Annotated in this window: 22 protein-coding genes and 1 riboswitch; of the genes, 17 read left to right on the top strand and 5 right to left on the bottom strand. The window is 75.5% G+C overall.

What is annotated here, in order from left to right; all coding sequences use genetic code 11:
* Window positions 1-68: 68 nt before the first annotated feature.
* The 3 genes from ACIBIW_RS24885 (at window position 69) to ACIBIW_RS24895 (ending at window position 2,697) form a co-directional block, all read left to right on the top strand.
* Window positions 69-1,202: a sensor histidine kinase gene (locus tag ACIBIW_RS24885; protein WP_399339476.1), complete on the top strand. Its 1,134-nt coding sequence runs from the start codon at window positions 69-71 to the stop codon at window positions 1,200-1,202.
* 112 nt (window positions 1,203-1,314) lie between these two features.
* Entirely contained in the window at window positions 1,315-2,007 is a 693-nt protein-coding gene (locus ACIBIW_RS24890; RefSeq protein WP_399339231.1) for a S1 family peptidase, read from the top strand.
* A 51-nt stretch (window positions 2,008-2,058) separates the two neighbouring features.
* Complete coding sequence (locus ACIBIW_RS24895; RefSeq protein ID WP_399339232.1) at window positions 2,059-2,697, top strand: response regulator; 639 nt, start codon at window positions 2,059-2,061, stop codon at window positions 2,695-2,697.
* A 97-nt stretch (window positions 2,698-2,794) separates the two neighbouring features.
* On the opposite strand, the gene ACIBIW_RS24900 is transcribed toward ACIBIW_RS24895, so the two are convergent.
* Window positions 2,795-4,279, bottom strand: a complete 1,485-nt coding sequence (locus ACIBIW_RS24900) for an MFS transporter (protein ID WP_399339233.1) — start codon at window positions 4,277-4,279, stop codon at window positions 2,795-2,797.
* Between the two features lie 841 nt (window positions 4,280-5,120).
* On the opposite strand from ACIBIW_RS24900, the gene ACIBIW_RS24905 reads away from it, so the two are divergent.
* From ACIBIW_RS24905 to ACIBIW_RS24940, 8 genes are all read left to right on the top strand, one after another.
* Window positions 5,121-6,893: an MFS transporter gene (locus tag ACIBIW_RS24905; RefSeq protein WP_399339477.1), complete on the top strand. Its 1,773-nt coding sequence runs from the start codon at window positions 5,121-5,123 to the stop codon at window positions 6,891-6,893.
* Between the two features lie 407 nt (window positions 6,894-7,300).
* A complete protein-coding gene (locus ACIBIW_RS24910) occupies window positions 7,301-8,239 on the top strand; it encodes a carbon-nitrogen hydrolase family protein (RefSeq protein WP_399339234.1) in 939 nt (312 codons plus the stop codon).
* Between the two features lie 358 nt (window positions 8,240-8,597).
* The gene (locus tag ACIBIW_RS24915; RefSeq protein WP_399339235.1) at window positions 8,598-9,401 is read left to right on the top strand and encodes an SGNH/GDSL hydrolase family protein; all 804 of its coding nucleotides are present in this window, start codon (window positions 8,598-8,600) and stop codon (window positions 9,399-9,401) included.
* Between the two features lie 52 nt (window positions 9,402-9,453).
* Window positions 9,454-10,491 carry a cellulase family glycosylhydrolase gene (locus ACIBIW_RS24920; RefSeq protein WP_399339236.1) on the top strand — a complete coding sequence of 346 codons (1,038 nt, stop codon included), beginning with the start codon at window positions 9,454-9,456 and terminating at the stop codon, window positions 10,489-10,491.
* Window positions 10,492-10,653: 162 nt separating this feature from the next.
* Window positions 10,654-11,334: a class I SAM-dependent methyltransferase gene (locus ACIBIW_RS24925; protein ID WP_399339237.1), complete on the top strand. Its 681-nt coding sequence runs from the start codon at window positions 10,654-10,656 to the stop codon at window positions 11,332-11,334.
* A gap of 90 nt (window positions 11,335-11,424) precedes the next feature.
* Window positions 11,425-12,402, top strand: a complete 978-nt coding sequence (locus ACIBIW_RS24930; protein ID WP_399339238.1) for an N-acetylmuramoyl-L-alanine amidase — start codon at window positions 11,425-11,427, stop codon at window positions 12,400-12,402.
* Window positions 12,403-12,579: 177 nt separating this feature from the next.
* Complete coding sequence (locus ACIBIW_RS24935; RefSeq protein ID WP_399339239.1) at window positions 12,580-13,365, top strand: hypothetical protein; 786 nt, start codon at window positions 12,580-12,582, stop codon at window positions 13,363-13,365.
* A 241-nt stretch (window positions 13,366-13,606) separates the two neighbouring features.
* Window positions 13,607-13,894: a hypothetical protein gene (locus ACIBIW_RS24940; RefSeq protein ID WP_399339240.1), complete on the top strand. Its 288-nt coding sequence runs from the start codon at window positions 13,607-13,609 to the stop codon at window positions 13,892-13,894.
* Window positions 13,895-13,922: 28 nt separating this feature from the next.
* Here the strand turns inward: ACIBIW_RS24940 and ACIBIW_RS24945 are convergent, their stop codons facing one another.
* From ACIBIW_RS24945 to ACIBIW_RS24955, 3 genes are read right to left on the bottom strand one after another with little or no spacing between them, the layout of a single operon-like run.
* Window positions 13,923-15,020: a prenyltransferase gene (locus tag ACIBIW_RS24945; RefSeq protein WP_399339241.1), complete on the bottom strand. Its 1,098-nt coding sequence runs from the start codon at window positions 15,018-15,020 to the stop codon at window positions 13,923-13,925.
* Window positions 15,017-15,748 carry a methyltransferase domain-containing protein gene (locus ACIBIW_RS24950; protein WP_399339242.1) on the bottom strand — a complete coding sequence of 244 codons (732 nt, stop codon included), beginning with the start codon at window positions 15,746-15,748 and terminating at the stop codon, window positions 15,017-15,019. Before ACIBIW_RS24950 ends, ACIBIW_RS24945 begins: the two co-directional genes overlap by 4 nt.
* A complete protein-coding gene (locus tag ACIBIW_RS24955; protein ID WP_399339243.1) occupies window positions 15,748-17,115 on the bottom strand; it encodes a glycosyltransferase family 4 protein in 1,368 nt (455 codons plus the stop codon). Before ACIBIW_RS24955 ends, ACIBIW_RS24950 begins: the two co-directional genes overlap by 1 nt.
* Window positions 17,116-17,395: 280 nt before the next feature.
* Window positions 17,396-17,466: riboswitch (cobalamin riboswitch) on the top strand.
* A gap of 135 nt (window positions 17,467-17,601) precedes the next feature.
* Between ACIBIW_RS24955 and ACIBIW_RS24960 the strand changes: the two genes are divergently transcribed.
* The 6 genes from ACIBIW_RS24960 to ACIBIW_RS24985 all read left to right on the top strand — a co-directional run bounded on the left by ACIBIW_RS24960 (window position 17,602) and on the right by ACIBIW_RS24985 (window position 24,172).
* The gene (locus ACIBIW_RS24960; protein ID WP_399339244.1) at window positions 17,602-18,849 is read left to right on the top strand and encodes a prenyltransferase/squalene oxidase repeat-containing protein; all 1,248 of its coding nucleotides are present in this window, start codon (window positions 17,602-17,604) and stop codon (window positions 18,847-18,849) included.
* On the top strand, window positions 18,846-19,514 hold the full coding sequence (locus tag ACIBIW_RS24965) for an SCO2322 family protein (RefSeq protein ID WP_399339245.1): 669 nt from the start codon (window positions 18,846-18,848) through the stop codon (window positions 19,512-19,514). Before ACIBIW_RS24960 ends, ACIBIW_RS24965 begins: the two co-directional genes overlap by 4 nt.
* On the top strand, window positions 19,514-20,800 hold the full coding sequence (locus ACIBIW_RS24970; protein ID WP_399339246.1) for a CbiQ family ECF transporter T component: 1,287 nt from the start codon (window positions 19,514-19,516) through the stop codon (window positions 20,798-20,800). Before ACIBIW_RS24965 ends, ACIBIW_RS24970 begins: the two co-directional genes overlap by 1 nt.
* Window positions 20,797-22,470 (top strand): ABC transporter ATP-binding protein, encoded by a 1,674-nt coding sequence (locus ACIBIW_RS24975; RefSeq protein WP_399339247.1) that lies wholly within the window; start codon window positions 20,797-20,799, stop codon window positions 22,468-22,470. The genes ACIBIW_RS24970 and ACIBIW_RS24975 overlap by 4 nt, the downstream gene beginning before the upstream one ends.
* A complete protein-coding gene (locus ACIBIW_RS24980; RefSeq protein ID WP_399339248.1) occupies window positions 22,467-23,369 on the top strand; it encodes an ECF transporter S component in 903 nt (300 codons plus the stop codon). Before ACIBIW_RS24975 ends, ACIBIW_RS24980 begins: the two co-directional genes overlap by 4 nt.
* Before the next feature lie 98 nt (window positions 23,370-23,467).
* The gene (locus tag ACIBIW_RS24985) at window positions 23,468-24,172 is read left to right on the top strand and encodes a YoaK family protein (RefSeq protein WP_399339249.1); all 705 of its coding nucleotides are present in this window, start codon (window positions 23,468-23,470) and stop codon (window positions 24,170-24,172) included.
* Here ACIBIW_RS24985 and ACIBIW_RS24990 read toward each other — a convergent pair.
* Entirely contained in the window at window positions 24,141-26,360 is a 2,220-nt protein-coding gene (locus ACIBIW_RS24990; RefSeq protein ID WP_399339250.1) for a phosphatase PAP2 family protein, read from the bottom strand. The two genes, ACIBIW_RS24985 and ACIBIW_RS24990, sit on opposite strands and share 32 nt — an antisense overlap.
* Window positions 26,361-26,702 lie beyond the last annotated feature (342 nt).

A 26,702-nucleotide genomic window follows, 5' to 3' on the forward strand; every position in this document is an offset into this window, starting at 1 on the left:
GCGGGCCGCGCCCGCGCCGCACGGGGCCCGGGCGCACGCGCCGGGACGGCGCCGAGAAGTGCTCCGAGATGCGCGCGGAGGACATGACGCCGCCGCACGGGTTCGCGCTGCTGCCCTGGCTGGTGATGGAGCTGGGTCCCATCCTGGAGATGGTCGAGGGCGAGACCCCGCACCCCTGGCTCGGCTGGATCGGGCTCGTCGTCTTCAACGCCCTGTACACGGTCACGGCGTTCCGCGCCTTCGACAAGCCGCGCCGCCGGCTCCCCTCCACCCGGTACTGCCTCGTGGCACTCGGCGTGATCGCGTTCGGCCTTGAAATCGGCTACGGGCACAGTTGGCAACTGCTGTTCCCGCTGCTCGCGCTCGCGACCGGCTCCGTGCTGCGGGGGCGGTGGCTGGCGTGGCTGATCATTTGCATGTCGGTGGCGGCGGCGCTGATCTCGGCGTGGCGCAGCGGCTGGGAGTCCGCGGGGATCGGGTACGGCACGTTCATCTCCGGCATGGTGACGGCGTCCCTGCTGGCGCTGCGGGAGACGGTCATCGAGCTGCGCGAGACCAGGGAGGAGCTGGCGCGCACGGCGGTGGAGAGCGAGCGGCTGCGCTTCTCGCGCGACCTGCACGACCTGCTGGGGCACACGCTGTCGGTGATCGTGGTGAAGTCAGAGGCGGCCCGCCGTATCGCCCACCGGGACCTGGGCGCGGCCCTCACCCAGGTCACCGACATCGAGTCGGTGGGGCGGCAGGCCCTCACCGAGATCCGCGAGGCCGTCACCGGCTACCGCGAGGGCTCCCTTGCCACCGAACTCGACCGGGCCCGCTCGGCGCTGACCGCCGCGGGCATCGAGCCCGTCGTACGGCAGTCGGGGCCGCCGCTGCCCGCGCGCACCGAGGCGCTGCTCGGCTGGGTGGTCAGGGAGGCGGTGACGAACGCGGTGCGGCACAGCGCCGCGAGCCGCTGTGAGATCGCCGTGGCGGGCCGGGCCGAGCGGGTCTCGCTGACCGTGTCCGACAACGGCCGCGGCGCCGCGGCGGAGCGCCCCGCCGCACAGCCCGTCGTCGGCGGCACGGGCCTGAAGGGGCTCACGGAGCGGCTGTCCGCGGCGGGCGGTTCCCTGGCCGCGGGTCCTGGCGCGCGCGGCGGCTTCCAGGTCACGGCGGAACTTCCGGTGGAGGAGGCACTCAAGGAGCCGGGCGTCCGCTGAGGGCGCGCCCTCCCGCCCGCTCCCCGGCGCCCACGGCCGCCCCGGCGCGCGCCGCATGAGCCGTGCCCGCGGCGGGTAGACCAAGGCTCCGCGACGACAACGGGGAGTGGGCATGACAAGACGATCGGGCCGGGGACGCAGAGGGTGGGCGGCGGCCGGGGCACTGGCCCTCCTGCTGTGCGGGGCGGCGCAGGGCACCGCCGCCGCCACCACGCACGAGGCGCCCGCCGCCGCCACGACCAGGGCGGCCCGGGTGTTCTACGGCGGCGAGACGATGACCGACGGCGGCGGCGACCGCTGCACCGCCGGCTACGTCGCCACCGGCGCAGGCAGCACGGACCGCTACATCCTGACCGCCGCGAACTGCACCGACGCGGCGTCCACCTGGTACACCGACGACGGCGTCCTGATCGGCGAGAGCACGGGCACGGGCACCGTCGGCTACGGACTCGTCCGGGTGGCCAACCCGGATCTGGACGCGCGCGGGGCCGTACTGCTCGACGGGCAGCCCGTGGACGTCACCGGCAGCACACCCGTTCCAGTCGGCTCCCAGGTGTGCGCGGCCTCCGGGCCGAGCGGCACCCTCTGCGGCACGGTGACGGCGTACGACGTGACCGTGTCCCTGCCCGACGGCACGGTGACCGGGCTGACGCAGACCACGCTGTGCACGGGCCCCGCCGACATCGGCGCCCCGGTGCTGGCGGGCGGCGAGGCGCAGGGCGTCGTCGTGGGCGGCTCGGGCTGCACCACGTTCGTGCTGCCGGTCGACGAGGCGCTCACCGCGTTCGGGGTGGAACTCGCCTGACCACGGCGGCCTCCGTACCGGCGCCCCCGGGCACCTCTTACGCTGTGCCGTATGACAGAGGTGCCCGGGGGGCAGGCCGAACGGCGGGTGCGGGTGCTGCTGGCCGAGGACCAGGGCATGATGCGCGGCGCCCTGGCGCTGCTGCTCGGGCTTGAGGACGACATCGAGGTGGTGGCGCAGGTCGCGGCGGGCGACGAGATCGTGCCGGCCGCCGAGCGCGAGCGGCCCGACGTGGCGCTGCTCGATATCGAACTGCCCGGGTGCAGCGGCCTCGACGCCGCCGCGCGGCTGCGGGAGCGGGTGCCCGAGTGCCGGGTGCTGATCCTCACGACCTTCGGCCGCCCCGGCTATCTGCGGCGGGCGCTGGAAGCGGGCGCCGCGGGGTTCCTCGTCAAGGACGGCCCGGTGGAGGAGCTGGCGGCGGCGGTGCGGCGGGTGCTCGCCGGGGAGACCGTCGTCGATCCCGCGCTCGCCACCGCGGCGCTGAGCGCGGGCCCCAATCCGCTGACCGCGCGCGAGCGCGACGTCCTCACCGCGTCCGTGGACGGCGCCACCGTCGCGGACATCGCGGCCGTCCTGCACCTGTCGGAGTCGACGGTGCGCAACTACCTGTCGTCCGCCATCGGCAAGACGGGCACCCGCAACCGCATGGAGGCGGTACGGGAGGCCCGGCAGCAGGGCTGGCTCTGAACGCCGCACCGACGAACGCCCACGGCGGGCGCGGCGCCACGAGGACGACGACGCGCGCGTGGAGCCCGGCGGGCCTGACGCGCGTACGCCCCGCGGGCTACGAGAGCGCGTCCCGCGCCGCGCCGCTGTCCGCCGCGGGCCCCGCGGCCCTCGGCTCCCCGGGGGCGGTGCCGCTCGGCGCCCCGCGCGGCATCCACGCGAGCATCAGGGCGACGGCGCCGACCAGGATCAGCGCGCCCCAGCGGAACGCGAGCGCGTAGCCGGAGGCGAGCGCGGCGGGGCCGGTGGCGCCCCCGGTGCGGGTCGCCGCGACGGTGGACAGCACCGCGAGCCCGAGCGCGCCGCCGAGCGTACGGGACGTGTTGATCAGCCCCGACGCGAGGCCCGCGTCACCCCGTTCGGCCCCCGACGTGGCGAGCGCGGCAAGCGGGGTGCTGGAGAGCCCGGCGCCGAGCATCATCACGACGCCGGGCAGCATGATCGCGGTCAGATACGCGCCGTGCGCGCCCATCGTGGACTGCCAGGCGAAGCCCGCCGCGGCGATCGCGGCCCCCGCGGCGGCCACCGTACGGGTGCCGAGACGGCGCATCAGCCGGGGCGCCAGCTTGGAGCCCGCGACGACCGCGAGCGAACTCGGCATCAGCGCGAGACCGGCGCGCAGCGGGCTGTACCCGAGGACGTTCTGCGCGTACAGGGTCATGAAGAACCACATGCACATCATCGCGCCGCCGCAGAGGAACATCGCGGCGTTGGCGACGGAGACCCCCCGCAACCTGAACAGCTTCAGCGGCATCAACGGCACGCGCGTACGCGCCTCGACGAGCAGGAAGGAGAGCACGAGCAGCAGCCCGGCCCCGAGCGGCACCAGGGTCCTCGGCGACGTCCAGCCCGCCTCCTCGGTCTGCACGATGCCGTACGCGAGCACCGCCGCGCCGCCGGTCACCAGCACGGCGCCTGGCAGGTCGAGGCGGCGCGGGCCGCCGGTGCGGCTCTCGGCGACCCAGCGGGCGGCGCCCGCGAGGACCAGGGCGCCGACGGGCACGTTGATGAGCAGCACCCAGCGCCAGGACAGGCCGTCCGTCAGCACCCCGCCTACCAGGCCGCCCGCCGCGCCGCCGCCCGCGCCCACCGCGCTCCAGGTGGCTATCGCGCGGGTGCGCGCGGGCCCCTCGGAGACCGCGGACGTCAGGATCGTCAGCGTCGAGGGCGCGAGCACCGCCGCGCCGAGCCCCTGCACGGCGCGGGCCACGAGGAGCTGCCAGCCGTCCTGGGCGAGGCCGCCGCCGAGCGAGGCGAGCGTGAAGAGGGCGAGGCCGACGAGGAACATGCGCTTGCGGCCGAAGAGGTCACCCGCCCTGCCGCCGAGGAGCATGAAGCCGGCGAAGGCGATGCTGTACGCGTTCACCACCCACTGCAAACCCGACTCGCTCAGCCCGAGGCCCGAACGCATCGACGGCAGCGCCACGTTGACGACCGAGACGTCGAGGACGACCAGGAACTGCCCCGCGCAGGCCGCGAACACCACCAGCCAGGTCGCGACGGTCGAGCGGGGCCTGCCTGGGGGTACGGTCGTCGGTGGCATGCCGACCATCGTCTCAACGGCTGCCGGGCGCATGCATCGGGATTTCGGCGCACAAACCGGAGGCCACCGGTCCTAGGACCCGTCGGCACGCCCCCGCGGCGGGCGCGAACCCCGGCCGTGCGGCGCGTGTACGGCCCGCGTGCGGCGCCCGGGGGCAGCGCGGCCCGAGCCGGGTGCCCGGCATCACACCACGCGCCTGTGCCGCATCTCACAACCCCGCCGGACACCGCCCCACGAGCCGGAACGCCGTCCCACGCGCCTTCTCGCGCGTAACGAACGAGTCAAAACTCCGATTCATACGACAGTCGTCGGAATACTGGAACGGTCGGCGAGGTTGATCACTCCCGTACCGGGGCCGTGACACGGCCGCTCGGAGAAGTACGCCCGACAGCCCCACCCCTCGAACGCCCATGACCTGACCACCTCACGACGTCCCGCCGCGCCCGCGCTCGACACGCCCCGGGCCAGGGCCGCCTCGTCCGAAGCTCCGCCGTCCGCGCCACGGCGCCGCACGCCGAAAGCCCCTCCCGCGCGGGAGGGACCGCCCGGCGGCGCGGGCCCTGGCGCCCCGTGCCGCGAACGGCACCGCGGGCCCACGGAGAACCGGACGGTACGGCCGTGGACCCGCCGGGCCACCGCAGCGCCCGGAGCGCGGCGTGGACCGACCGCACCGCACCGCCCCGGGGCCACCGACCGGGGCCGAACCGCCCGACCCCGGCAGCCGCCCGGCCGACGCGCCGCGCTCCTGCCGCGCCCACCGCACTCTCCACCGCATGCGCCCTGGAGGCACCACACAATGACGCAGTCCACCGGCCTGCCCACGCCATCGGCGGCACCCGGTATGCCCGACGACCCGGACAGCGGCCGCGGGGCCCGCGGCAGCGGCTTCGTGGCCGTGCTCGCCTTCGCCGGCATCACGGTCGCCGTGATGCAGACGCTGCTGGTACCGGTCGTCAAGGACCTGCCCACCCTGCTCGGCACCTCCGCGAGCAACGCCACCTGGGTCATGACGTCGACCCTGCTCGCGGGCGCCGTCGCCACCCCGATCATGGGCCGCCTCGGCGACCTCTTCGGCAAGCGGCGGATGCTCCTCGCGAGCCTCGCCGTCATGGTCGTCGGCTCGCTCATCTGCGGCTTCACCGACAACCTGCTGGTCATGATCGTCGGCAGGGCGCTCCAGGGCTTCGCCATGGGCGCCATCCCGCTCGGCATCGGCCTGATGCGCGACGAGTTGCCGAGGGAGCGCCTCGGCGGCGGTATGGCCCTGATGAGTTCGTCCATCGGCGTCGGCGGCGGGCTCGCGCTGCCCGGCGCCGCGCTGGTCGCCCAGCACCTCGACTGGCACGCCCTGTTCTTCACCGCCGCCCTGCTCGGCGTCCTCGCGATCGGCCTCACGCTGCTCGCCGTGCCGGAGTCGAAGGTCCGCGCGCGGGGCCGCTTCGACATCGCGGGCGCCCTCGGGCTCTCCCTCGGCCTGATCCTCCTGCTGCTGCCGGTCACCAAGGGCAGCGACTGGGGCTGGGGCGCGCCGCTGACGCTCGGCCTGTTCGGCGGCGCCGTGCTGGTACTCGCCCTGTGGGGCGCCATGGAGCTGCGGATACCGGCGCCGCTCGTGGACCTGCGCACCAGCGCCCGCCGCGAGGTGCTGCTCACCAACCTCTCCTCGATCATGGTCGGGGTCGCGTTCTACGCGATCTCGCTGGTGCTGCCGCAGTTGCTACAGCTCCCCTCCGCCACCGGTTACGGACTCGGCCGGTCGATGGTGGTCGCGGGCCTGTGCGTGGCGCCGCTCGGCCTCACGATGATGCTCACCGCGCCGCTGTACGCGCGCATCTCCGCGCGGTACGGCCCGAAGGTGTCGCTGATACTCGGCATGCTCGTGATCGCCGTCGGGTACGGCGGCGGGCTCGCGCTGATGAGCAGCGTGTGGGGCACCGTCGTGATCTCCGTGGTGGTGGGCGCGGGCATCGGCCTCGCGTACTCGTCGCTGCCCGCGCTCATCATCGGGGCCGTGGACGCCTCGGAGACCGGCGCCGCCACCGGCCTCAACACCCTGATGCGCTCCATCGGCACCTCGGTGTCGAGCGCGGTCATCGGCATGGTGCTCGCCCGTACCGCCCACGAGAGCGGCGGGATCGCGGTCCCCACCATGAGCGGCTTCAGGACGTCCTTCGCCATCGCCACCGCGGCCGTGGCCGTCGGCCTGCTCATCGCCGTGTTTTTGCCCGCGCGCCGCCCCGCGCCCGCCGTGGAGCGCGTGGTGACGTCCGACGAGCCCGAGACCGTCAGGACCGTCGGGGCCGCCCCCGGGACCGGCTCGGCCCGTGAGGGCGTGCACGGCGACGTGCGGGATGCCGCGGGCGAGGTCCTGGCGCGCGCCAAGGTCACGCTGATCGACCACAGGGGCCGCAGGACGAGCGCCGCGCTCACCGACGCCGGGGGCTCGTACGAACTGCCCGCGCCCACCGGGGGCCACTACGTACTCGCCGTGACCGCCCCCGGCTTCGCGCCCCGCGCCACCGCGGTCACGTACGCGGACGAGCCGGTCCGCCACGACATACGGCTCACCGCCCTCCCGGGCCTCGGCGCCCCGGAGGTCACCTCGGCGAGCTGACACCCCGGAGCGTCACGGGGCCTCAGGGCCTCGCCACGCCCCGCCACGCCCGAAGAGGAGGAGGCCGCCGGTGCGCACGCGCGCGTGTACGCACCGGCGGCCTCCGCGTATCCGTCCGCGGGCCGGGCACAGCGCCACTCCCGCGCGCGCGTGCGGTGCGCGGCCCGACGACACCGGCCGCGCAGGATCGGGCGGGCACTCCCGCGCGCGTGCGGTGCGCCGGAACCATCGGGGCCACGGGACGCACTCCGCGCGCGTGCGCCGCCCGACGTCCCCTCCCCCACATCCGCCGACCCCGCTACCGTGGCCCCATGCTCTGACGTCTGCGACCGCGCCCCCCGCCCCCGCTCCTTCGCGCCCCCGCGAGCCGCCCGTGCCCGCCCGAACCACCACCGAAGGAGCCCCCCTTGAGCATCCTCACCCTCGCGCTGCTCCAACTCGCCCCGCCGGGACCCCGCCTCGACGCCAACCTCCGCGCCGGGGACGCCGCCTGCCGCCGGGCCAAGGCGCTCGGCGCCGACCTCGCGCTGTTCCCCGAGATGTGGAGCAACGGCTACAGCTACGGCGCCGACGGCGAGGTCTACCGCCACCCCGGCCACTGGGACGGCGCCCCCGCACTCGACGAGGGCCCCGCCTGGCTCGGCGAACCCCTCGCCCCCGACGCACCGTTCCTCGCCCACTTCCGCGCGCTCGCGGCCGACCTCGACATGGCGATCGCGCTGACCTACCTGGAGGCGTGGGACGGGCCGCCACGCAACACGATGGCGCTGATCGACCGCACGGGCGAGACCGTCCTCACCCAGGCCAAGGTGCACACCTGCGCGTTCGCGGCGCCCGAGGCCGGGCTCACCCCCGGCGGCGGCTTCGCCGCGTGCACGCTCGACACCGCCGCGGGTCCGGTGCGGATCGGCGCCATGATCTGCTACGACCGCGAGTTCCCCGAGAGCGCCAGGGCGCTGATGCTGGCGGGCGCCGAGCTGATCCTCGTACCGAACGCGTGCGACATGGAGCACAACAGGCTTGCCCAGTTGCGCAGCAGGGCCACGGAGAACATGACCGCCGTCGCCATGGCCAACTACGCGGGGCCCGGCTGGGGCCACTCCACCGCCCACGACGGCATCGCCTTCGCGGACGGCCGCAGCCGCGACACGCTGCTTGTCGAGGCGGGCGAACAGCCCGGCGTCTACCCGGCGTTCCTCGACCTCGACGCGCTCAGGTCCTACCGGGAGCGGGAGACCTGGGGCGACGCCTTCCGCCGCCCCAGCGCCTACGGCCCCCTCGTGTCGGCCCCGACCGCCCCGCCGTTCGTCCGCGTCGCACGCGACGGCTCCCGGCCCGCGCGCTGACACGGGCGGCACCCACGGGCGACACCCCTCGCCCCCCGGCCGCCGGGTCAAGGACCCGGGCCCCGCCCGCGCGTGGGCGGGGCCCGCCGCGTCGAACGGCCCGCCCGATCCGTCGAATATCCCGCGCCCCACGCCCCAACTCTTGACATGACTTCGACAACATGAGGTCATGTGGAGACCGATGGGAGCGCTCCCATACTCCCGCGGAAGACGGCGCGGGCACCGGCCCCGCCGCGCCCCGCGCCCGCACCCCGCCGCCCGCGCCGGACCCGCCGTGTCACGGCCCCACGCCGCCGCGCACCGGCACCCGGCGTCCCCGCGGACCCGGTGCGGCCCACTCCCACAGGAGGCAACGCCCATGCGCAGCAACGCACTCGGACGCCTGCTCACCGTCGCCGCGGTCGCGGCGCTCGCCCTGGTCGCCGCCCGGCCCTCGGACGCCGCCGAGGACCACACCGGCGCCCACGCGCGCGGGACGCGAACGGCAGCGCACGCGCGCGTGACCGCGGAGCCGGTACGGATCATGCCGCTCGGCGACTCCATCACGGGCTCCCCCGGCTGTTGGCGCTCGCTGCTCTGGAACCGGCTCCAGGACACCGGTTACACCGGTATCGACATGGTGGGCACCCTCGGCCCGCAGGGCTGCTCGCTGCCGTACGACGGCGACAACGAGGGCCACGGCGGCGCGCTCGCGACCGTCACCGCCGACCAGGGCCAACTGCCGGGATGGCTCGCCGCCACCCACCCGGACATCGTTGTCATGCACTTCGGGACCAACGACGTCTGGAGCGCCGTCGACCCCGGGCGCATCCTCGACGCCTACTCCACGCTGGTCGCGCAGATGCGTGCGGACAACCCCGCGATGAAGATCGTCGTGGCGCAGATCCTGCCCATGGCGCCGTCCGGCTGCGCCGAGTGCGGGGCGCGGGTCGAGGCCCTGAACGCGCTGATACCGGAGTGGGCGCGGCAGACGAGCACCGCCGGTTCGCCGGTCGTGGTGGTCGACCAGTGGACCGGCTTCGACACCGCCGCCGACACCTACGACGGCGTCCACCCCAACGCCTCGGGCGACGCCAAGATGGCCGACCGCTGGTACCCGGCCCTGACCGGCTTCCTGACGCCAGCGGCGGACGGCCGCCCGGCCGCCCGCACCACCGGATGACCTCCGCCGCCCGAACCCCCCGCCCCATCCCCACGACCCACGGAGCCGCACCATGACACACCCCTCAAGGCGCCGCGCCCTCGGGGCACTTGCCGCCATGACCGGGCTCGCCGCCACCGGACTCGGCCACAGCGCCGAGGCGTCCCCGCGCACCGCCGCCCGCCGCACCGCCCGGAAAACCGCGGCCACAGGACTGCACGTGGCCGACGGAAGGCTGCGCGAAGCGGACGGCAACGACCTGGTGCTGCGCGGCGTCAGCGTCGCGCACGCCTGGTACCGGGACAGGACCGCGCAGTCGCTCGCCGACGTCAAGTCCCTCGGCGCCAACAGCGTCAGGCTGGTGCTGAGCAGCGGCGCGCAGTGGACGCGTACCACCGCGTCCGAGATCACGGACCTCGTCGCCGAGGCCAGGAGCAACCGGCTGATCAGCATCCTCGAAGTGCACGACACCACCGGCTACGGCGAGGACGCGAACGCCGTCCCGCTGGCCGAGGCCGTCGCGTACTGGGCGAGCGTGGCGGGTGCGCTCCGGGGCCAGGAGGACTACACCCTGGTCAACATCGGCAACGAGCCCTACGGCAACACCGGCACCGCCGGCTGGGTCCAGGACACCCAGGCCGCCATCGCCACCGTGCGCGACGCCGGCATCGGCCAGGCCCTCGTGGTGGACGCCCCCTGCTGGGGCCAGGACTGGGACCACACCATGCGGGACGCCGCACCCGCGGTGCTCGCCGCCGACCCGCAGGCCGACACCGTGTTCTCGGTGCACATGTACGGCGTGTACAACAACGCCCAGTCGGTCGCCGACTACCTGGACTCGTATGTGCAGCGGGAACTACCGGTGATCGTCGGGGAGTTCGGCGACATGCACTCGGACGGCGACCCGGACGAGGACGCCATCATGTCCACCGCCCAGCGGTCGGGCCTCGGCTACCTCGGCTGGTCGTGGAGCGGCAACGGCGGCGGCGTCGAGTACCTGGACATGGCCACCGACTTCGACGCGACCCGTCTGACGCCGTGGGGGCGGCGCATCTTCGACGGGCAGGACGGCATCGCGTCCACCGCGCAGGAGGCACGCGTCTTCTCCTGAACGCGCCGCCCCTCCCGGCGCCGCGCCCCTCCCGGTCGCCCCGCGCGCCCCGGTTCTCCCGCACACGCGGTGGGGCCGGGGCGCGCGTCGTCGGTGCGGGCCGGGAGAATGGTGCCGCGCGTCGAGCGGTACGCGCGCGTACGCGCAGAGCGGAGGACCACCATGCCGGGCCCACCCGAGCCGACGACCGCGGCGGGACAAGGCGCCGTCGCGCCCGCACCCGCCACGCTGGCCGCCTTCGAGGCGGCGAAGGGCTTCATGCCGCGCCATGAGGGACTGGCGCTGTACGCGGCCGCGGTGGCGGCCGCGCGGCTCGGGCTGCCGCTGCTCGAAGTGGGCACGTACTGCGGGCGTTCCACGCTGCTGCTCGCGGACGCGGCGCGGGCCGCCGGGGTGACGGCGGTGACGGTGGACCACCACAGGGGCAGCGAGGAGCAGCAGCCGGGGTGGGAGTACCACGATCCGGAACTGGTCGATCCGGACCCGGCGGTGGCGCGCATGGACACCCTCCCGGTGTTCCGCAGGACCCTCTTCAAGGCGGGACTGGAAGCGCACGTGGTGGCGCTGGTGGGCCGTTCGCCGCAGGTGGCGCGGCTGTGGGCGGCGCCGCTCGGCCTCGTGTTCATCGACGGCGGCCACACCGACGAGCACGCCTTCGCCGACTTCGCGGGGTGGGTTCCGCATCTGGCGCCCGGGGGGCTCCTCGCCGTGCACGACGTGTTCCCCGACCCGGCGGCGGGCGGCCAGGCCCCGTACCGGGTGTACCGGAAGGCGCTCGACACGGGGGAGTTCGAGGAGACGGCGGCGGTGGACTCGCTGCGGGTGCTGCGGCGTGCGCGCTGAGCCGGGCGGGCCGCGGCGGCACCGGGAATTCACCGGCGGTCGGCGCCAACAGGGCCCGGGGGTGTGCCGTCGGCCACTAGAGTCGGCGGCGTGTCGTACGTGAGTCCGGGGCGCGATCCCCGTCGTCCCCGCCGCGACCGCCGCCCCGGTGGCGCCCGGCGTTCCTTGGTCGTCGTCCTCGCCGTGGTGGTGCCCGCCGCGGTGGTGGCGGGCATCGTGTGGCTGGTGATGAGCAGTTCGGGCGACGACGGCGGCCGGGTCGCCGCCGACCGGGCGCCGGGGAGCGGCGGCGCGCCGCCCTCCGCCTCCGCGTCGAAGTCGTCGCCGCCCTCGAAGTCGGAGCAGCACCTGCCCCCCACGACCCGTAAGCCGACCGGTTCGAAGCCGCCCGCGGGGCCCCTCGCGGGCAAGGTGGTGGTGATCGACCCGGGGCACAACCCGGGCAACAGCCGCCACACCGCCGAGATCAACAAGCAGGTCGGGATCGGGACGAACCGCAAGGAGTGCGACACCACGGGCACCGCCACCAACGACGGCTATCCGGAGGCCCAGTTCACCCTGGACGTCTCCAGGCGGCTGCGGAAGCTGCTCCAGGACGAGGGCGCCACGGTGAAGCTCACCCAGGACGGCGACCGCCCGTGGGGACCGTGCGTGGACGAGCGCGCCGAGATCGGCAACAAGGCGAAGGCGGACGCGGTGGTGTCGGTGCACGCGGACGGCGCACCGGTGGGCGACCGCGGCTTCCACGTCATCCTGCCCGCGCCCGTGCACGCGGGCGACGCGGACACGAGGAAGATCGCGGCGCCCTCGCGTGACCTGGGCACCCGCATCGCGGGACGGTTCGTGGCGGTGACCGGAAGCGCCGCGTCCAATTACATCGGCGGCGGTACGGGTCTGGACGAGCGCTCGGACCTGGGCGGTCTCAACCTGTCAAAGGTGCCCAAGGTGTTCATCGAGTGTGGCAACATGCGTGATCCGCACGACGCGGCCCTGGTGAAGAGCGGGGACTGGCGGCAGAAGGCGGCACGGGGGATCTCTGAGGGAATCATGAGTTTCCTGGAGCAGTAGCGCCCCGGCCCCGACCCGGCAGACACCCCCAAGCGCGGGACGATAGTGTCACCCTACGATGGGGGCCACCCCCGCGCTTCGCCCGCGGCCACGGTGTTCAGGTGACCGGCCGCCGCGATCCTTCAGCGACAGCGACGCCCACCAGCGACCTATGAGACGACCGACGAAGGACCTGAAGTGAATATCCGCTCCCTCACACGAGGCGACGGCGTGGTGATCGCGGCAGCGGTGTTGCTGTTCATCGCCTCGTTCCTCGGCACGTTCGACAGCTCTGACAGCGACGCGCCCAGCGCCTGGGACGACCTGGGCCTGGTCATGAGCCTGTACATCGCGGGGATCGTCGGTGCCGCACTGATCATCATCGCCCGCGCGCTGCCGACACCGCGCAAGATCATCGGCCTCGACCTCGGCCAGTTCGGGATCGCGTTGACGATCTTCACGGCCTGGACGGCCTTCTGGACGATCATCGACGCCGGTGGCCCCCTCGACGGCCTCGACGCCGGTTCCGGCCTGATCCTCGGGCTGATCGCCGCCCTGGTGCTCGCGGCGGCCGCGGTGGCGACACCGCTCGTGCCCGCGCTCCAGGCGGCGCTGGTGGGCGCCCCGCGCCCCGCCGTCGGACAGCAGCCGTACGGCGGCCAGCCGCAGGGCGGCTACGGCTACCCGGGCGCACAGCCCGCGTACGGCGCCCCGGGGCCGCAGGGCGCCGCTCCCTACGGCCAGCCGCAGCAGCAGACGCCGCCCCCGGCGGGGACCGGCGGCGGCAGCTTCTCGCCGTTCTGGTTCGCGGTGCCGGTGCAGCGCCCGCTGTACGCGGAGGACGGCTCCCCCGCGCCCATCGCGGAGCTGGCGCCCGGTACCTGGTACCTGGCCGTCGAGCAGCGCGGCAGCGGTCTCGTGGCGCAGACGCAGGACGGCCGCCGCGGCGTGTTGCAGGACACCACGGGCATCCAGCGCGGCTGACCCCGCACACCGGAAAGGCCCCCGCTCCCTCGGGAACGGGGGCCTTCGCGCTGCCCGCCCACGCGCGCGTACGGCCGGTCGGCGTCCCCTGCGCGCGGGCGGCGCTCCGTGCGGATGCGCTCCGTGCGGATGCGCTCCGTGCGAATGCGGCGGACGCCAGGAGGCGGGTCCTGGCGCGGGGTGACAGGGCGTCATGCAGACCGCACGGTTTCGGCGCGGGACGGCGGGCAACCTGTATGGCATGTCTCATTACCGTAACGGCACGCACTCGGTGGGAACGGTCATAGCGGCCATCGCGGACGTGATGGCTTTCGTCCTCGGCCTGTGGATTCTGATGTACCTGCTGGACGCGAACCGGGGCAACGACCTGGTCCAGTTCGTCCATGACGCGGCGAGCTGGCTCGCCGGCTGGTCCCACGACCTGTTCACCTTCGACGAGGACTGGGCCCGCGTCGTCGCCGGCTACGGTCTCGCCGCCGTGGTGTACCTGGCCGTGGGCCATATCGTCGCCGGCCGGCTGCACCGGTAGCACGCGGGCGACGCCGCCCCGTGCCCCGCTACGCGGGGTCGCGGTGCGGCCCGCGGCACTCGGTGTCCAGGCCGTGCGGCAGGGCGGCGCCGCCGAAGACGGCGCAGGTCGCCTCGTCGCCGCCCAGCGCGGCCGCGGCGAGCAGCAGCGCGCCCGCGGTCCACGTGGTCTGCTCCTCGGGCCACACGGCACGGTCGGCGAACACGTAGCCGGTCCAGTACAGGCCGGTGGCCCGGTCCCTGAGGTGGCCGATCGAGCGCAGCACCTCCCGCGCGCGCGTGTGGTCGCCCATCGACCAGAGCGCCAGCGCGAGTTCCGCCGACTCCCCGCCGGTGACCCAGGGGTTGGGCACGACGCAGCGCACTCCGAGCCCGGGCACCACGAAGCGGTCCCAGCCCTCCTCGATGCGCCGCTCGGCCTCCTCGCCCGTCAGGGCGCCGCCGAGCACGGGGTAGTACCAGTCCATCGAGTAGTGGCTCTTGTCGAGGAACCGCTCGGGGTGGCGGCGCAGCGCGTGCCGCAGGGTGCCCGCGGCCAGCTCCCAGTCGGGCTGCGGCTCGCCGAGGTGGGCGGCGATGGCGAGGGCGCAGCGCAGCGCGTGGTGGATGGAGGAGCAGCCGGTGAGGAGCGCGTCGTGCTCCGCGGTGCCGTCAGCCGTGCGCTTCCAGCCGATCTGCCCGCCGGGGCGGCGCAGTTCGAGCACGAAGCCCACCGCGTCGCGCACCAGGGGCCACATCCGCGCGAGGAACGCCTCGTCGCCCGTGGAGAGGTAGTGGTGCCACACCCCGACGGCCGGGTACGCGCAGAAGTTGGACTCCCTGTCGTCGTCGGTGACGGTGTCGGTGCGTCCTTCGCGCTCGGTGTAGGCGGCGTACCAGGAGCCGTCGGCGTTCTGGTGCCCGGCGAGCCACGCGTAGGCGCGGGCGGCGGCGGTGTGCTCGCCCGCGGCGTCGAGCGCCATGGCGGCCTCGGTGTGGTCCCAGGGGTCGAGGTGGTGCCCGGGGAACCAGGGGATGGCGCCGTCGCCGCCCTGCGCGGCGAGGATGGCGCGCACGGTGGCCGTCGCCTGCGCCGCCGTGAGCACGCCGGGCAGGGCGAGCCGTTCGGTGCGCTCCGCTTCCGTCACGCGGCGTCCCCCGCCAGGCGGGGCTTGGTGGCGTAGGCGACGAAGCTCTTGCCGACGACGGGGTTGAGGAGTTGCTCCGCGAGGCGGGTGGCCAGGGGCTTCTTCATGATGTCCCAGACCAGGAGCTGGTGGTACGCGCGTACGGGCAGCGCCTTGTCGTTGTCGACGCCGAACGCGCACTTGAGCCACCAGTACGGGGAGTGCAGGGCGTGCGCGTGGTGGGTGCCGTACGGTTCGAGTCCGGCCTCGCGCATCCTGCCGAGGAGTTCGTCGGCGCGGTAGATGCGGATGTGGCCGCCCTCGACCTCGTGGTAGGCGTCGCTGAGGGCCCAGCAGACCCGTTCGGGGCCGTAGCGGGGGACGGTGACGGCGATCCGGCCGCCGGGGCGCAGCACCCGCACCATCTCGGCGAGCACGCCCTTGTCGTCGGGGATGTGCTCCATCACCTCGGAGATGATGACGGCGTCGAAGGAGGCGTCGGGGAACGGCAGCGCGAGGGCGTCGCCCTCGACGGCGGTGGCGGTGGCGCCCCGGGGGGCCTCGCCCTCGTCGCGCATCGCGGCGAACCAGCCGGCCACCTCGCGGATCTCGTCGCCGTTGCGGTCGAGCGCGACGACGCGCGCGCCGCGCCGGTAGCACTCGAAGGCGTGGCGTCCCGCGCCGCAGCCGAGGTCGAGGACGCGGTCGCCCGCGGCGAGGGGGAAGCGGGCGAAGTCGACGGTCAGCATCAGCGGTCACTCCCGTGGGGGGTCGCGGCGCGCGGCCGGGGGCCCGCGGCGCTGCGGGCGATGGCTTCGCGGTACAGCTCGGCGGTGCCCGCGGCGGCGCGGGCCCAGGTGAAGCGGGCGAGTACGCGCGCGCGTCCCGCGGCGCCGAGCCTGCTGCGCAGCGTGGCGTCGCCGAGGAGCCGGTCGAGGGCGGCGGCGAGGGCCTCGGGGTCGCCGGGGGGCACGGCGAGGCAGGTCTCGCCGTCGGGGCCCGCGACCTCGGGAATGGCGCCGCCCGTGGTGGCGACGAGGGGGGTACCGGTGGCCATGGCCTCGGCGGCGGGCAGCGAGAAGCCCTCGAACAGGGAGGGCACGCAGGCGATCTCGGCACCGCGGATGAGGTCGACGAGTGCGGGGTCGGAGATGCCCTTCACGAACTCGACCGCGTCGGCCAGGCCGTGGTGTGCGACGGCGCGGGCGACGGGCCCGGACTCGGGGCGCCTGCCGACGACGACGAGGTGCGCGGCCGGGTTTCCGGTGCGCACCTTCGCCAGCGCCTCCACGAGGTGCACGAGGCCCTTCAGGGGGACGTCGGCGCTGGACGTGGTGACGATGCGGCCGGGGACGCGGCGGACGGCGGGGTCGGGCGAGAACAGGTCGGTGTCGGCGCCGATGGGCACCACGCGCACGCGCGCGGGGTCGACGCCGAGGTGGTCGGTGATCTGCCGCCGTGAGCTGCCGGAGACGGTCAGCACCGAGGGCAGCCGCCGCGCGACGCGGCGCTGCATGTGGGTGAACGCGTACCAGCGGCGCACGGAGAGGCGGCGGAGGCCGCGTGCGGCGTCGAGTTCGAGCCTGCGGTCGACCGTGACGGGGTGGTGGACGGTCGTGACCAGGGGCGCGCCGAGGTCGCCGAGGAGGCCGTAGCCGAGGGTCTGGTTGTCGTGGACGACGTCGAAGTCGCCGCGGCGCGCGCGCAGCAGCCGTGCGGCGCGCAGCGAGAAGGTCAGCGGCTCGGGGAAGCCGCCGGTGCGCATGGTGGCGAACTCCAGGGCGTCGATCCAGTCGCGGTACTCGCGAAGGCGCGGGGTGCGGAACGGGTCGGGCTCACGGTAGAGGTCGAGGCTGGGCAGCTCGGTGAGGCGCAGCAGGTCGCCCCCGTCGTCGAGTACGGGGTAGGGCTGGGCGCCGATGACCTCGACGCGGTGGCCGAGTCCGGCGAGTTCGCGGGAGAGGTGGCGCACGTAGACGCCCTGGCCGCCGCAGTAGGGGTTGCCCTTGTAGCTGAGCAGGGCGACACGCAGCGGGCGGCCGCCGTCGGCGGCCCGGTGGGTGTCGTCGGGGCTCGCGGCGGCCGGAGGCCCGGCCCGTCCGGCCTCAGCGGTCACTCATGGCCCCCTATCTCTGGCACCCGGTCTGGAGAGTACGCGGGCGGGATGAACCGGAACAAGGACACCTCGCGCCCCGCCGCAGGTCGTACGACGAACAGCAAATCTACCGGCAAGTAGCCTCGGGTCGGCGACGAGGGCGCGGTGATTCCCGCCACCAGGGGCCGAGCAGCCGGGAAGAAGCCCTGGTCGGGGCGGTGTCGCGGAGTTGTCCACAGGCCGTCGGGGCGGGTGTGGCCCGGCCGGTACAGTGAACGGGTCGTCATCACCACCCGGGTGGGGGGAAGCCGGTGCGAATCCGGCGCTGACCCGCAGCCGTGAGCCGCCTCCGGGCGGCGAGCCGGAATGCCCGGCCCGGGCCGTGACCGGCTCCTTCCGCCGCACCCGCGGCGGTCGGCACCGTCGTGGCATGCGGAGCCGGAGCCGCCCCGGTGCCCCCGCGTGCCCCGGTGCCGCCCGGCTCCCCGCAGGGAGGGGCACCGGCCCATGAATGTTCGCCGCAGCGCAGCGGCTCTCGCGGCGGCGGCGCTGGTCGCCGCGGGGGGCGCGCCCGCCGCCCTCGCGGACGGCGGGTCGCCCTCCCCTTCGTCGTCGGCGGCGCTGCCCCCGGGTCTCTACGGCACGTCCGATCCCACGTACGACGGCGTGTTCCGGCAGTCGTACGCGCTGCTGGCGCAGCTCACCGGCGGTGTGCGGCCCACCTCGGAGGCGAGCGGCTGGCTGACCGTGCAGCAGTGCGCCGACGGCGGCTTCGCGGCCTACCGCGCGCGGCCGGCGAAGCCCTGCGACGACAAGACGCCCCGGGACAGCAACTCGACGGCGGCGGCCGTGCAGGCCCTGGCGGCGCTCGGCGGCGACGCTGCCGACCGCGCGGCGGGCAGGGCGGTCGACTGGCTGAAGTCGGTGCAGAACGACGACGGCGGCTGGGGCTACAACCCCGGCATGCCGAGCGACGCCAACTCGACCGGCATCGTCGTCGGCGCCCTGGCCGCGGTCCACACCGCGCCGGGGGACGTGCGCTCCGCCAAGGGCGGCAAGACGCCGTGGGACGCGCTGCCCGCGCTGGCGCTGCCGTGCGCGAAGGGCGGCGCGTTCGGCCTGCGCGACGACAAGTCGGGCAAGCTCTCGGCGAACGCGGACGCGACCGCCGCCGGGGTGCTCGGCGGCCTCGGCAAGGGCATGGTGGCCACGGCGGGTGGCCCGGTGGCCAAGGGCGCCTGCCGGGACGGCGACCGGGCGACCGCGCGCGGCGCCGCGGCCAACGGCGCCCGCTATCTGGCGCGGCAGCTCGCGAAGAGCGCGCACCTCACCTCGCAACTGCCCGGCGCGGACGACCAGCCCGACTACGGCAACACCGCCGACGCGGTCGTCGCCCTCGCCGCCGCGGGGCGCACGACGGAGGCGAAGCGCGCCTACGACTGGCTCTCGGGGCACGCGGGCGACTGGGCCGAGTCGGCGGGTCCCGCCGGGTACGCGCAGCTCATCCTCGCCGCCCACGCGGCCGGCCGTGATCCGCACTCCTTCGGCGGCGGCACCGACCTCGTCACCGCGCTCGCGAAGCTGGGCCCGGCACCCGCCACCGAGCACCCCGCGACGGGCGCGGCGGGGACGAAGAAGGACGGCGGGGACGACGGGGACGGCATTTTCGGCGTCTGGTGGTGGGTCGGGGTCTGCCTCGTCATAGGCGTCGGGATCGGCTTCCTCTTCAGCCGCAGAGGCGGGCGGGGCGCATGAGGTCCCGCGCCCTCGCGCGCGTGCCGCTCGTGCTGCTCGGCGTGGTCGGGCTGCTGCTCGCGGGGGTGCTCGGCGCGGGTACGGCGCAGGCCGCCGGGTACCGGTACTGGTCCTTCTGGCAGCTCGACGGCGGCGACTGGACATACGCGTCCCGGGGGCCGTCCGTGGAGCGGCCGGACGACGGCGCGGTGCTCGGGTTCCGGTTCTCCGTCAGCGAGGACTCGGGGGACGCCGCGACCCCGCGCGGCGGCCACGGCTTCGCGGCGATCTGCGCGCACACGCCCGCGCGCGACGGCGACAAGCGGCTGGCGCTCGTCCTCGACTTCGGCGTCGCGGCCGACGCGCCCGCGGGCGAGACCCCGCCGAAGGCGCGTACGGCGTGCGCGCGCGTGGACGGCGACGGCTCCGCCGCGGACGCGCTCGCCGCCGTGGCGAAGCCCCTGCGCTACGACTCCGTCGCGCTGCTGTGCGCCATCGCGGGCTATCCACGCACGGGCTGCGGCGAGCAGGTCTCGGGGGCGCGGCCGACCGCGGCGTCGAGCGCGTCCGCTGACCGGCATGGCGGGGACGGCCACACGCCGTCCGCGGGCATCGCCGCGGGCGTCGCCGTGGTGGCGGTGCTCGGGGCCGCGGCGCTCTGGCAGGCCAGGCGCCGCCGCGGCTGATGCGATCCCCGTGGCACTCCCCCGCCCCGCCGCGCGGCCCCCGCAGGGCCGCCGCGGTGCCGGCGCGCGGGCGCGGCCCGCTGCTGCACCCCGGCGCCTGGTGGGTGTGGGCGCTCGGGCTCGCGACGGCGGCCTCCCGCACCACCAATCCGCTGCTGCTCGCGCTGCTGGTGGCGGTGGCCGGCTATGTGGTGGCGGCGCGCCGCTCGCAGGCGCCGTGGGCCCGCTCGTACGGGGCGTTCGTGAAGCTGGCGCTGGTGGTGCTGGTGATCCGGCTGGTGTTCGCGGTGTTCCTCGGCTCCCCGATCCCGGGCAGCCGGGTGCTGTTCACGCTGCCGCAGGTGCCGCTGCCCGGCTGGGCGGACGGGGTGCGGCTCGGCGGCCGGGTCACGGCCGAGGGTCTGGTGTTCGCGCTGTACGACGGCCTGAAGCTGGCCGCGCTGCTGGTCTGTGTGGGCGCGGCGAACGCGCTCGCGTCTCCCGCGCGGCTGCTGAAGTCGCTGCCTGGCGCGCTGTACGAGGCGGGGGTGGCGGTGGTGGTGGCGATGACGTTCGCGCCGCACCTGGTGGCGGACGTGCGGCGGCTGCGCGCGGCGCGGCGGCTGCGCGGCCGTCAGGACCGGGGCGTGCGCGGGCTGCTGCACGTCGGTCTTCCGGTGCTCGAGTCCGCGCTGGAGCGCTCGGTGGCGCTGGCCGCGGCGATGGACTCCCGGGGCTACGGCCGCAGCGCGCGGGTGCCCGCCGCGGTGCGCAGGACGACGGCCGTGCTCACCGTCGGCGGGCTCCTCGGCGTCTGCGCCGGTACGTACGGGCTGCTGGCGTCCTCGGGCGCGGGCTACGGCCTGCCGGTGCTGGGGGCGGGCGCCGCGGCGGCGCTCGGGGGACTGTGGCTGGGCGGCAGGCGCACCGTACGCACGCGTTACCGGCCCGACGCGTGGGGCCTTCGGGCGTGGCTGGTGGCGGGCTCGGGCGCGGCGGTGGCGGCGCTGATGGTGCGAGCCGCCGCGCGGGACCCCGCTGCCCTGGCCCCCGGCGTCGTACCGCTGACGGCGCCGGTGCTGCCGCTGTGGCCCGCGGCGTCGCTGCTGCTCGGGCTGCTGCCCGCGCTGGTGGCCCCGGCGCCACCGGCCGTCGCGCCCGCACCACCCGCCGCAGCGCCCGCGCGGTCGGCCCCCGTGTCCGCGCGGCGGGGCGAGCGCCCCGTCGACCCTGTGGGGCGCCTCGGGCGCGGGCCGGTGAAGCCCGCGCGTGAGGCGCCGCCGTCTCCCCGTGAGGAGCCCTCGTGATCCGCTTCGAAGAGGTCTCCGTACGGTACGAGGACTCCCCGGCGCCGGTGCTCGACGGCCTGGACCTGACCGTGCCCGAGGGGGAGTTGGTACTGGTCGTCGGCCCCTCGGGCGCGGGCAAGTCGACGCTGCTCGGCACCGTCAGCGGTCTCGTGCCGCACTTCACCGGGGGTGTGCTCGGCGGCCGGGTCACGGTGGCGGGGCGGGACACGCGCACCCACAAGCCGCGCGAACTCGCCGACGTGGTGGGCACGGTGGGCCAGGACCCGATGGCGCACTTCGTCACGGACACCGTCGAGGACGAGTTGGCGTACGGCATGGAGTCACTGGGGATCGCGCCCGATGTGATGCGCCGCCGGGTGGAGGAGACCCTGGACCTGCTGGGCCTCGCGGGGCTGCGCGACCGGCCGCTCGCGACGCTCTCCGGCGGGCAGCGCCAGCGGGTGGCGATCGGCTCTGTGCTGACACCGCACCCGCGTGTCCTGGTGCTCGACGAGCCCACCTCGGCGCTCGACCCGGCCGCGGCCGAGGAGGTGCTTGCGGTGCTCCAGCGCCTGGTGCACGACCTGGGCACGACGGTGCTGCTGGCCGAGCACCGGCTCGAACGGGTCGTGCACCACGCCGACCAGGTGCTGCTGCTCGGCGGCCCAAGCGGGCGCCCCGCGCTTGGCAGCCCCGCCGAGATCATGGCGGTGTCGCCGGTCCACCCGCCGGTGGTGGCACTCGGCCGGCTCGCGGGCTGGACCCCGCTGCCCCTGACGGTCCGTGACGCGCGCAGGCGCGCGGGAGAGCTGCGCGGGCGCCTCACCCGCGCGGGAGCGCCCGCCGCCGCTCCCGAAGAAGGGCCCGTCCGGCGCCCCTCGCGCGCGTGGTGGCGTCCGGCGCGCGGGGCCGAAGCGCCGGGCGATGCCCCGGTGGCCGTCGCCGAGGGCCTGGGGGTGCGCCGCGGCGGCGTGACGGCGCTGCGCGGGGTGACGCTCTCGGTGGCGCCCGGTGAGACGGTCGCCCTGATGGGGCGCAACGGCGCGGGCAAGTCCACGCTGCTCTCCGCCCTGGTGGGCCTGGTGGCGCCCGCGGCGGGCACGGTGCGCGTCGGCGGGCTCACGCCGCACCGTGCGGCGCCGCGCGCGCTGCTGCGGCGCGTCGGGCTCGTACCGCAGGAGCCCCGTGACCTGCTGTACGCGGACACGGTGGCGGCGGAGTGCGCGGCGGCCGACCGCGACGCGGACGCGGCGGGCGGGACCTGCCGGGCGCTGGTGTCCGAACTGCTGCCCGGCGTCGGGGACGCGGTCCACCCGCGGGACCTGTCGGAGGGCCAGCGCCTGGCGCTCGCGCTCGCGGTGGTGCTCACGGCGCGGCCCCCGCTGCTGCTGCTCGACGAGCCGACCAGGGGCCTCGACTACGCGGCCAAGGCCCGCCTGGTGGCGGTGCTGCGGCGGCTGACGGGGCGGCAGGGCGGGCGCCATGCGGTGCTGCTCGCCACCCATGACGTGGAACTGGCCGCGGAGATCGCGGACCGGGTGGTGATCCTCGCGGACGGCGACGTCGTCGCGGACAGGCCTGCCGCCGAGGTGGTGACCGCGTCGCCCGCGTTCGCGCCCCAGGTGGCCAAGGTGCTCGCGCCCGAGCCGTGGCTGACGGTGTCCCAGGTCGCGGACGCGCTGTCATGAGCGGCGTCGGGCGTACGCGCGCGGTGCGGCTCGGGCCGCGGGCCGTGGTGGCGCTCGCGCTGGTGAGCGCGGTCGGGGTGGCGGGCTTCGGCTGGCCGCTGCTCGCGGGCCCTGGCGCGGAGGTGAACGCGCACGCGCAGGACGCGCCCTGGCTGTTCGCCGCGGTGCTGGTCCTCATGGTCGGGGTGGTCGCGGCGACGGTGTCGGAGGGCGGCCTCGGCGCCAAGGCGGTCGCGATGCTGGGCGTGCTGGCGGCGGCGGGCGCGGCGCTGCGGCCGCTGGGCGCGGGCACGGCGGGTCTTGAGCCGATGTTCTTCCTGATGGTGCTGAGCGGGCGGGTGCTCGGGCCCGGCTTCGGCTGGGTGCTCGGCTCGGTGACGATGTTCGCCTCGGCGCTGCTGACCGGGGGCGTGGGGCCCTGGCTGCCGTTCCAGATGCTGTCCATGGGCTGGTTCACCATGGGCGCGGGGCTGCTGCCGGGGGCGGTGCGGCTGCGCGGCAGGGGCGAGTTGCTGCTGCTCGGCGGCTACGGCTTCGCCGCGGCGCTGGCCTACGGGACGGTGATGAACCTGTCGGGCTGGCCCTTCATGAACACCCTCGCGTCGTCGGTGGCGTACGACCCGGACGCGGGGCTCGGCGGCAATCTGGCGCGGTTCTTCGCGTACTGCCTGGCGACGTCGCTCGGTTGGGACCTGGGGCGCGCGGGGCTCACGCTGGTGCTGACGCTCGTAGTCGGCAGGCCGGTGCTGAACGCGCTGCGCAGGGCCACGCGGCGGGCCGCGTTCGAGCCGCCGGTGGTGTTCGAGCCGTCTCCGGGGCGTCCCGCGCGTGGGGACGGCGGCCCTGAGCGCGCGGCGGGCGGTGCGGGCGGCGACGGGGCGGGGGTGCGGGGCGGCTGAGGCGGGCGCGGCGCGGGTCGTGCCAGGGGGCGGTGGGCGCACGTAGGGTCGGTCTGGCCGTCCGCGCCCCGGGGCGGCACGCCGGGAGGGAGCCGTCCATGCCGCCGTCCGCGCCCAAGCCCCCGCCGCCCGCCGCCCCCGGGGCGGCGCGTGAGCGCGGCGGGCTCGGGCTGACGTACGTACTGCTGTCGCTGACCGTGGTCAGCGGGGTGATCGACGCCGTCAGCTATCTGGGCCTCGGGCGGGTCTTCACCGCGAACATGACGGGCAACGTCGCGGTGCTCGGCTTCGCCGCCGCGGGGGCGCCCGGCTTCTCCGCGCTGCACGCGCTGGTGTCGCTCGGCGCGTTCTTCGCGGGCTCGGCGGCGGGCGGGCGGCTGGCGCGCTGGTACGAGGGCAGGAAGCGGCGCGCGTGGGTGCGTACGTCGCTGACGGTGGAGGCGGCGCTGCTGGGCGCCGCGACGGTGGTGGCCGCGGTGGCGGGGGACGGCTCGGCGGGCGCCGAGTACACGCTGATCGCGCTGACCGGTGTCGCCATGGGGCTGCGGAACTCCACCGTTCAGGGGCTGGGCGTGGCCGACCTGACGACGACGGTGCTCACCAGGACCCTCAGCGGCCTCTTCTCGGACGCGCCGCTCGCCGACCCCAGGCGGACCCTGCGCCGCGTGGGGTCGGTGCTCGCGCTGCTCGCGGGGGCGGTGCTCGGGGCCTGGCTCGTGGTCGAGCACGATCTGTGGGTGCCGCTGCTCATCGTCACCGCGGTGGCCGCGGTCATGGCAGCGACGGCCTCCGGTCGGGAGTGAGGCCGCCCGCGGCCGGGGGGTCGCCGCCGTCGGGGGCGGCCCCGTCGCCGTCCTCGCGCGGCTTCTCGTCGGCGGCTACGGGCGCCAGGGGGCGTTCCTCGCCCGGCGCGGTGCCGTCGCCCGCCGTGGCCCCGCCCGGCGCGGCGTCCCGGCCCGGCGGGGCGCCGTCGCCCGTGGGCGGGCCCTCGGCCGCTTCGGCGGGCAGCGGCAGTGTGGCGCGCGGCCCGGACAGCACATGGGTCAGGCCGAATCCGATGCCGATGACGGTGGCGCCGCCGACCGCGTCGAGCACCCAGTGGTTGCCGGTGGCGATGATGGCGGAGACCGTGAAGAGCGGGTGCAGCAGCCCGAGCGCCTTCATCCACCAGCGCGGCGCCAGGACGGCGATCATGATGCCGCACCACAGCGCCCAGCCGAAGTGCAGCGACGGCATCGCCGCGTACTGGTTGGTGACCGACGTCAGGGTGCCGTAGTCGGGCTTGCTGAAGTCCTGGACGCCGTGGACCGTGTCGACGAAGTGCAGGCCGGGCATCAGCCGCGGCGGCGCGAGCGGGAACAGCCAGAACCCGAGCAGCGCCAGCACGGTGGCGAAGCCGAGCGCCGAGCGGCCCCAGCGGAAGTCGGCGGGGCGGCGGATGTACAGCACGGCGAGGATGGTCAGCGGTACGAAGAAGTGGAACGACTCGTAGTAGAAGTCGAAGAAGTCCCGCAGCCAGCCGACCTTGACGACGTTCTGGTTGGCCCAGTGCTCGATGTCGATGTGGAGGAACTTCTCGATCGAGTCCACGCTCGCGCCGTGGTCCTCCGCGGCGGCCCGCTCCCCGCGCACACCGAGCCGCACCTGCGCGTACGCGGAGTAGCCCACCCGGATCAGCAGCAGTTCGAGCAGCAGGTTGGGCCGGTTCAGCACCCGGCGCCAGAACGGCAGCAGGGGCACCCGGTGCCAGCGCGCGGGCACCGGGCGCGCGTACGCCGTGGGGATGGGCGCGCGGAAGTACGGGGAGGAGCGCGGCAGGAACGGAACGGCGCACGCAGCGGCGAGCGCCGCCAGCAGGACGACGTTGTCGCGCAGCGGGAAGACGACGGCCATGTTCGGCAGCAGGGCCTTGGCGGGCAGCGTCAGCACCAGGACGACCGCCACCGGCCAGACATAGCGGTCACGCGCGCGCTTGCCGACGCGGCCGATCACCGCGAGCAGCACCCACAGCAGTTGGTGCTGCCAGGTGGTGGGCGAGACGGCGACGGCGACACAGCCGGTGATGGCGACCGCGAGCAGCAACTGCCCGTCCTCGGCGTACCGCAGGGCGCGGCGCAGCCCGAGCACCGCGACGGCGGCGCCGAGCGCGAGGAACACGGCGATCTCGGGCGCCCCGTCGAGGCCGAGGCGCAGCAGCGCGCCGTGCAGGGACTGGTTGCCGAGCCCGGAGGGGTTGGCGCCGAGGCCGGTGCCCGCGAGGTGGTGCACCCAGTAGATCCAGGAGTCGTGCGGCAGCGCCACCCACGTGAGCGCGGTGCAGACGACGAAGGCGACCCCGCCCGACAGCGCCGCGCGGTGCCGCCCGGTGAGCCAGAGCAGGGCGGCGAACAGCAGCATCGTCGGCTGGAGCGCGGCGGCGACGCCGATCAGCACCCCGGCCCTGCGCTGCCCCGGCACGGCGAAGCAGCCGAGCAGCACGAGGAGCACCGGGATGACGCTGGCCTGGCCCAGGTAGAGGGCGTTGCGCACCGGCAGCGACAGCATCAGCAGGCTGATCGCGACGGGCGCCGCGAGCAGGGCGGTGCGGCGGGTCACCGGCTTCGGCAGGGCGCGCGCCGCGATCCAGCCGAGCACGGCCACGAGGAGCAGGGTGCCGAAGGTCCAGCCGAGGCCGAGGGCGTCCTCGGCGGCGCGGGAGAGCGGTTTGAGGACGAGGCCGGCGAAGGGGGTGCCGGTGAACCGGTCGGCGTCGTACAGCGAGCCGGTCATGTGCAGGACGCCGCCAGGCCCTGTCCAGGTCTCCAGGTCGGTCAGCCGCTCGCCCGAGGGGCGGCTGAGCACGGCGGCGGCCTGGCGCGCCGCGATGGCGAGCGCGACGAGCCAAAGACCCACCCGGATCAGCCGCAGCCGGGCCTGTACGGCCGCAGGGCCCGCCAGCGCCCGGCCGGGTCTGCTGTGAACGCCCTGTACGCCCCGTGCACCGTCATTCACGCCCCGTCGGCCCTCCCGCCCGTTGTTCCCGCCCGGCTCGTACCGGTCGTGTGCCGGTATTGTGCCGACTGCACGAGCCTCGCATCCTGCTCGAAGAGAGACGCAGGCAACCCACCCTTTACCTCAGAGCCTCATCGGTTTTGAATCTTTTTTGGCAATCCGGTGGGTGTTTCGGCCAGTCACCACGGTGGCCGCCCTTCGGTCCCCCGCCCCGCCGACGTTACGATTCCGGGGCCGGGGCGGGCGCAGCGAGGCACCGCGGACGACTACCGGCGCAGGCTGAGGCCGCGGACGAACGCGGACGGATCGGGCGGGCGCGGCCACGAGCGAGGGCGGGGATCA

The sequence above is a fragment of the Streptomyces sp. NPDC050560 genome, from assembly GCF_044457285.1.
Taxonomy (GTDB): domain Bacteria; phylum Actinomycetota; class Actinomycetes; order Streptomycetales; family Streptomycetaceae; genus Streptomyces.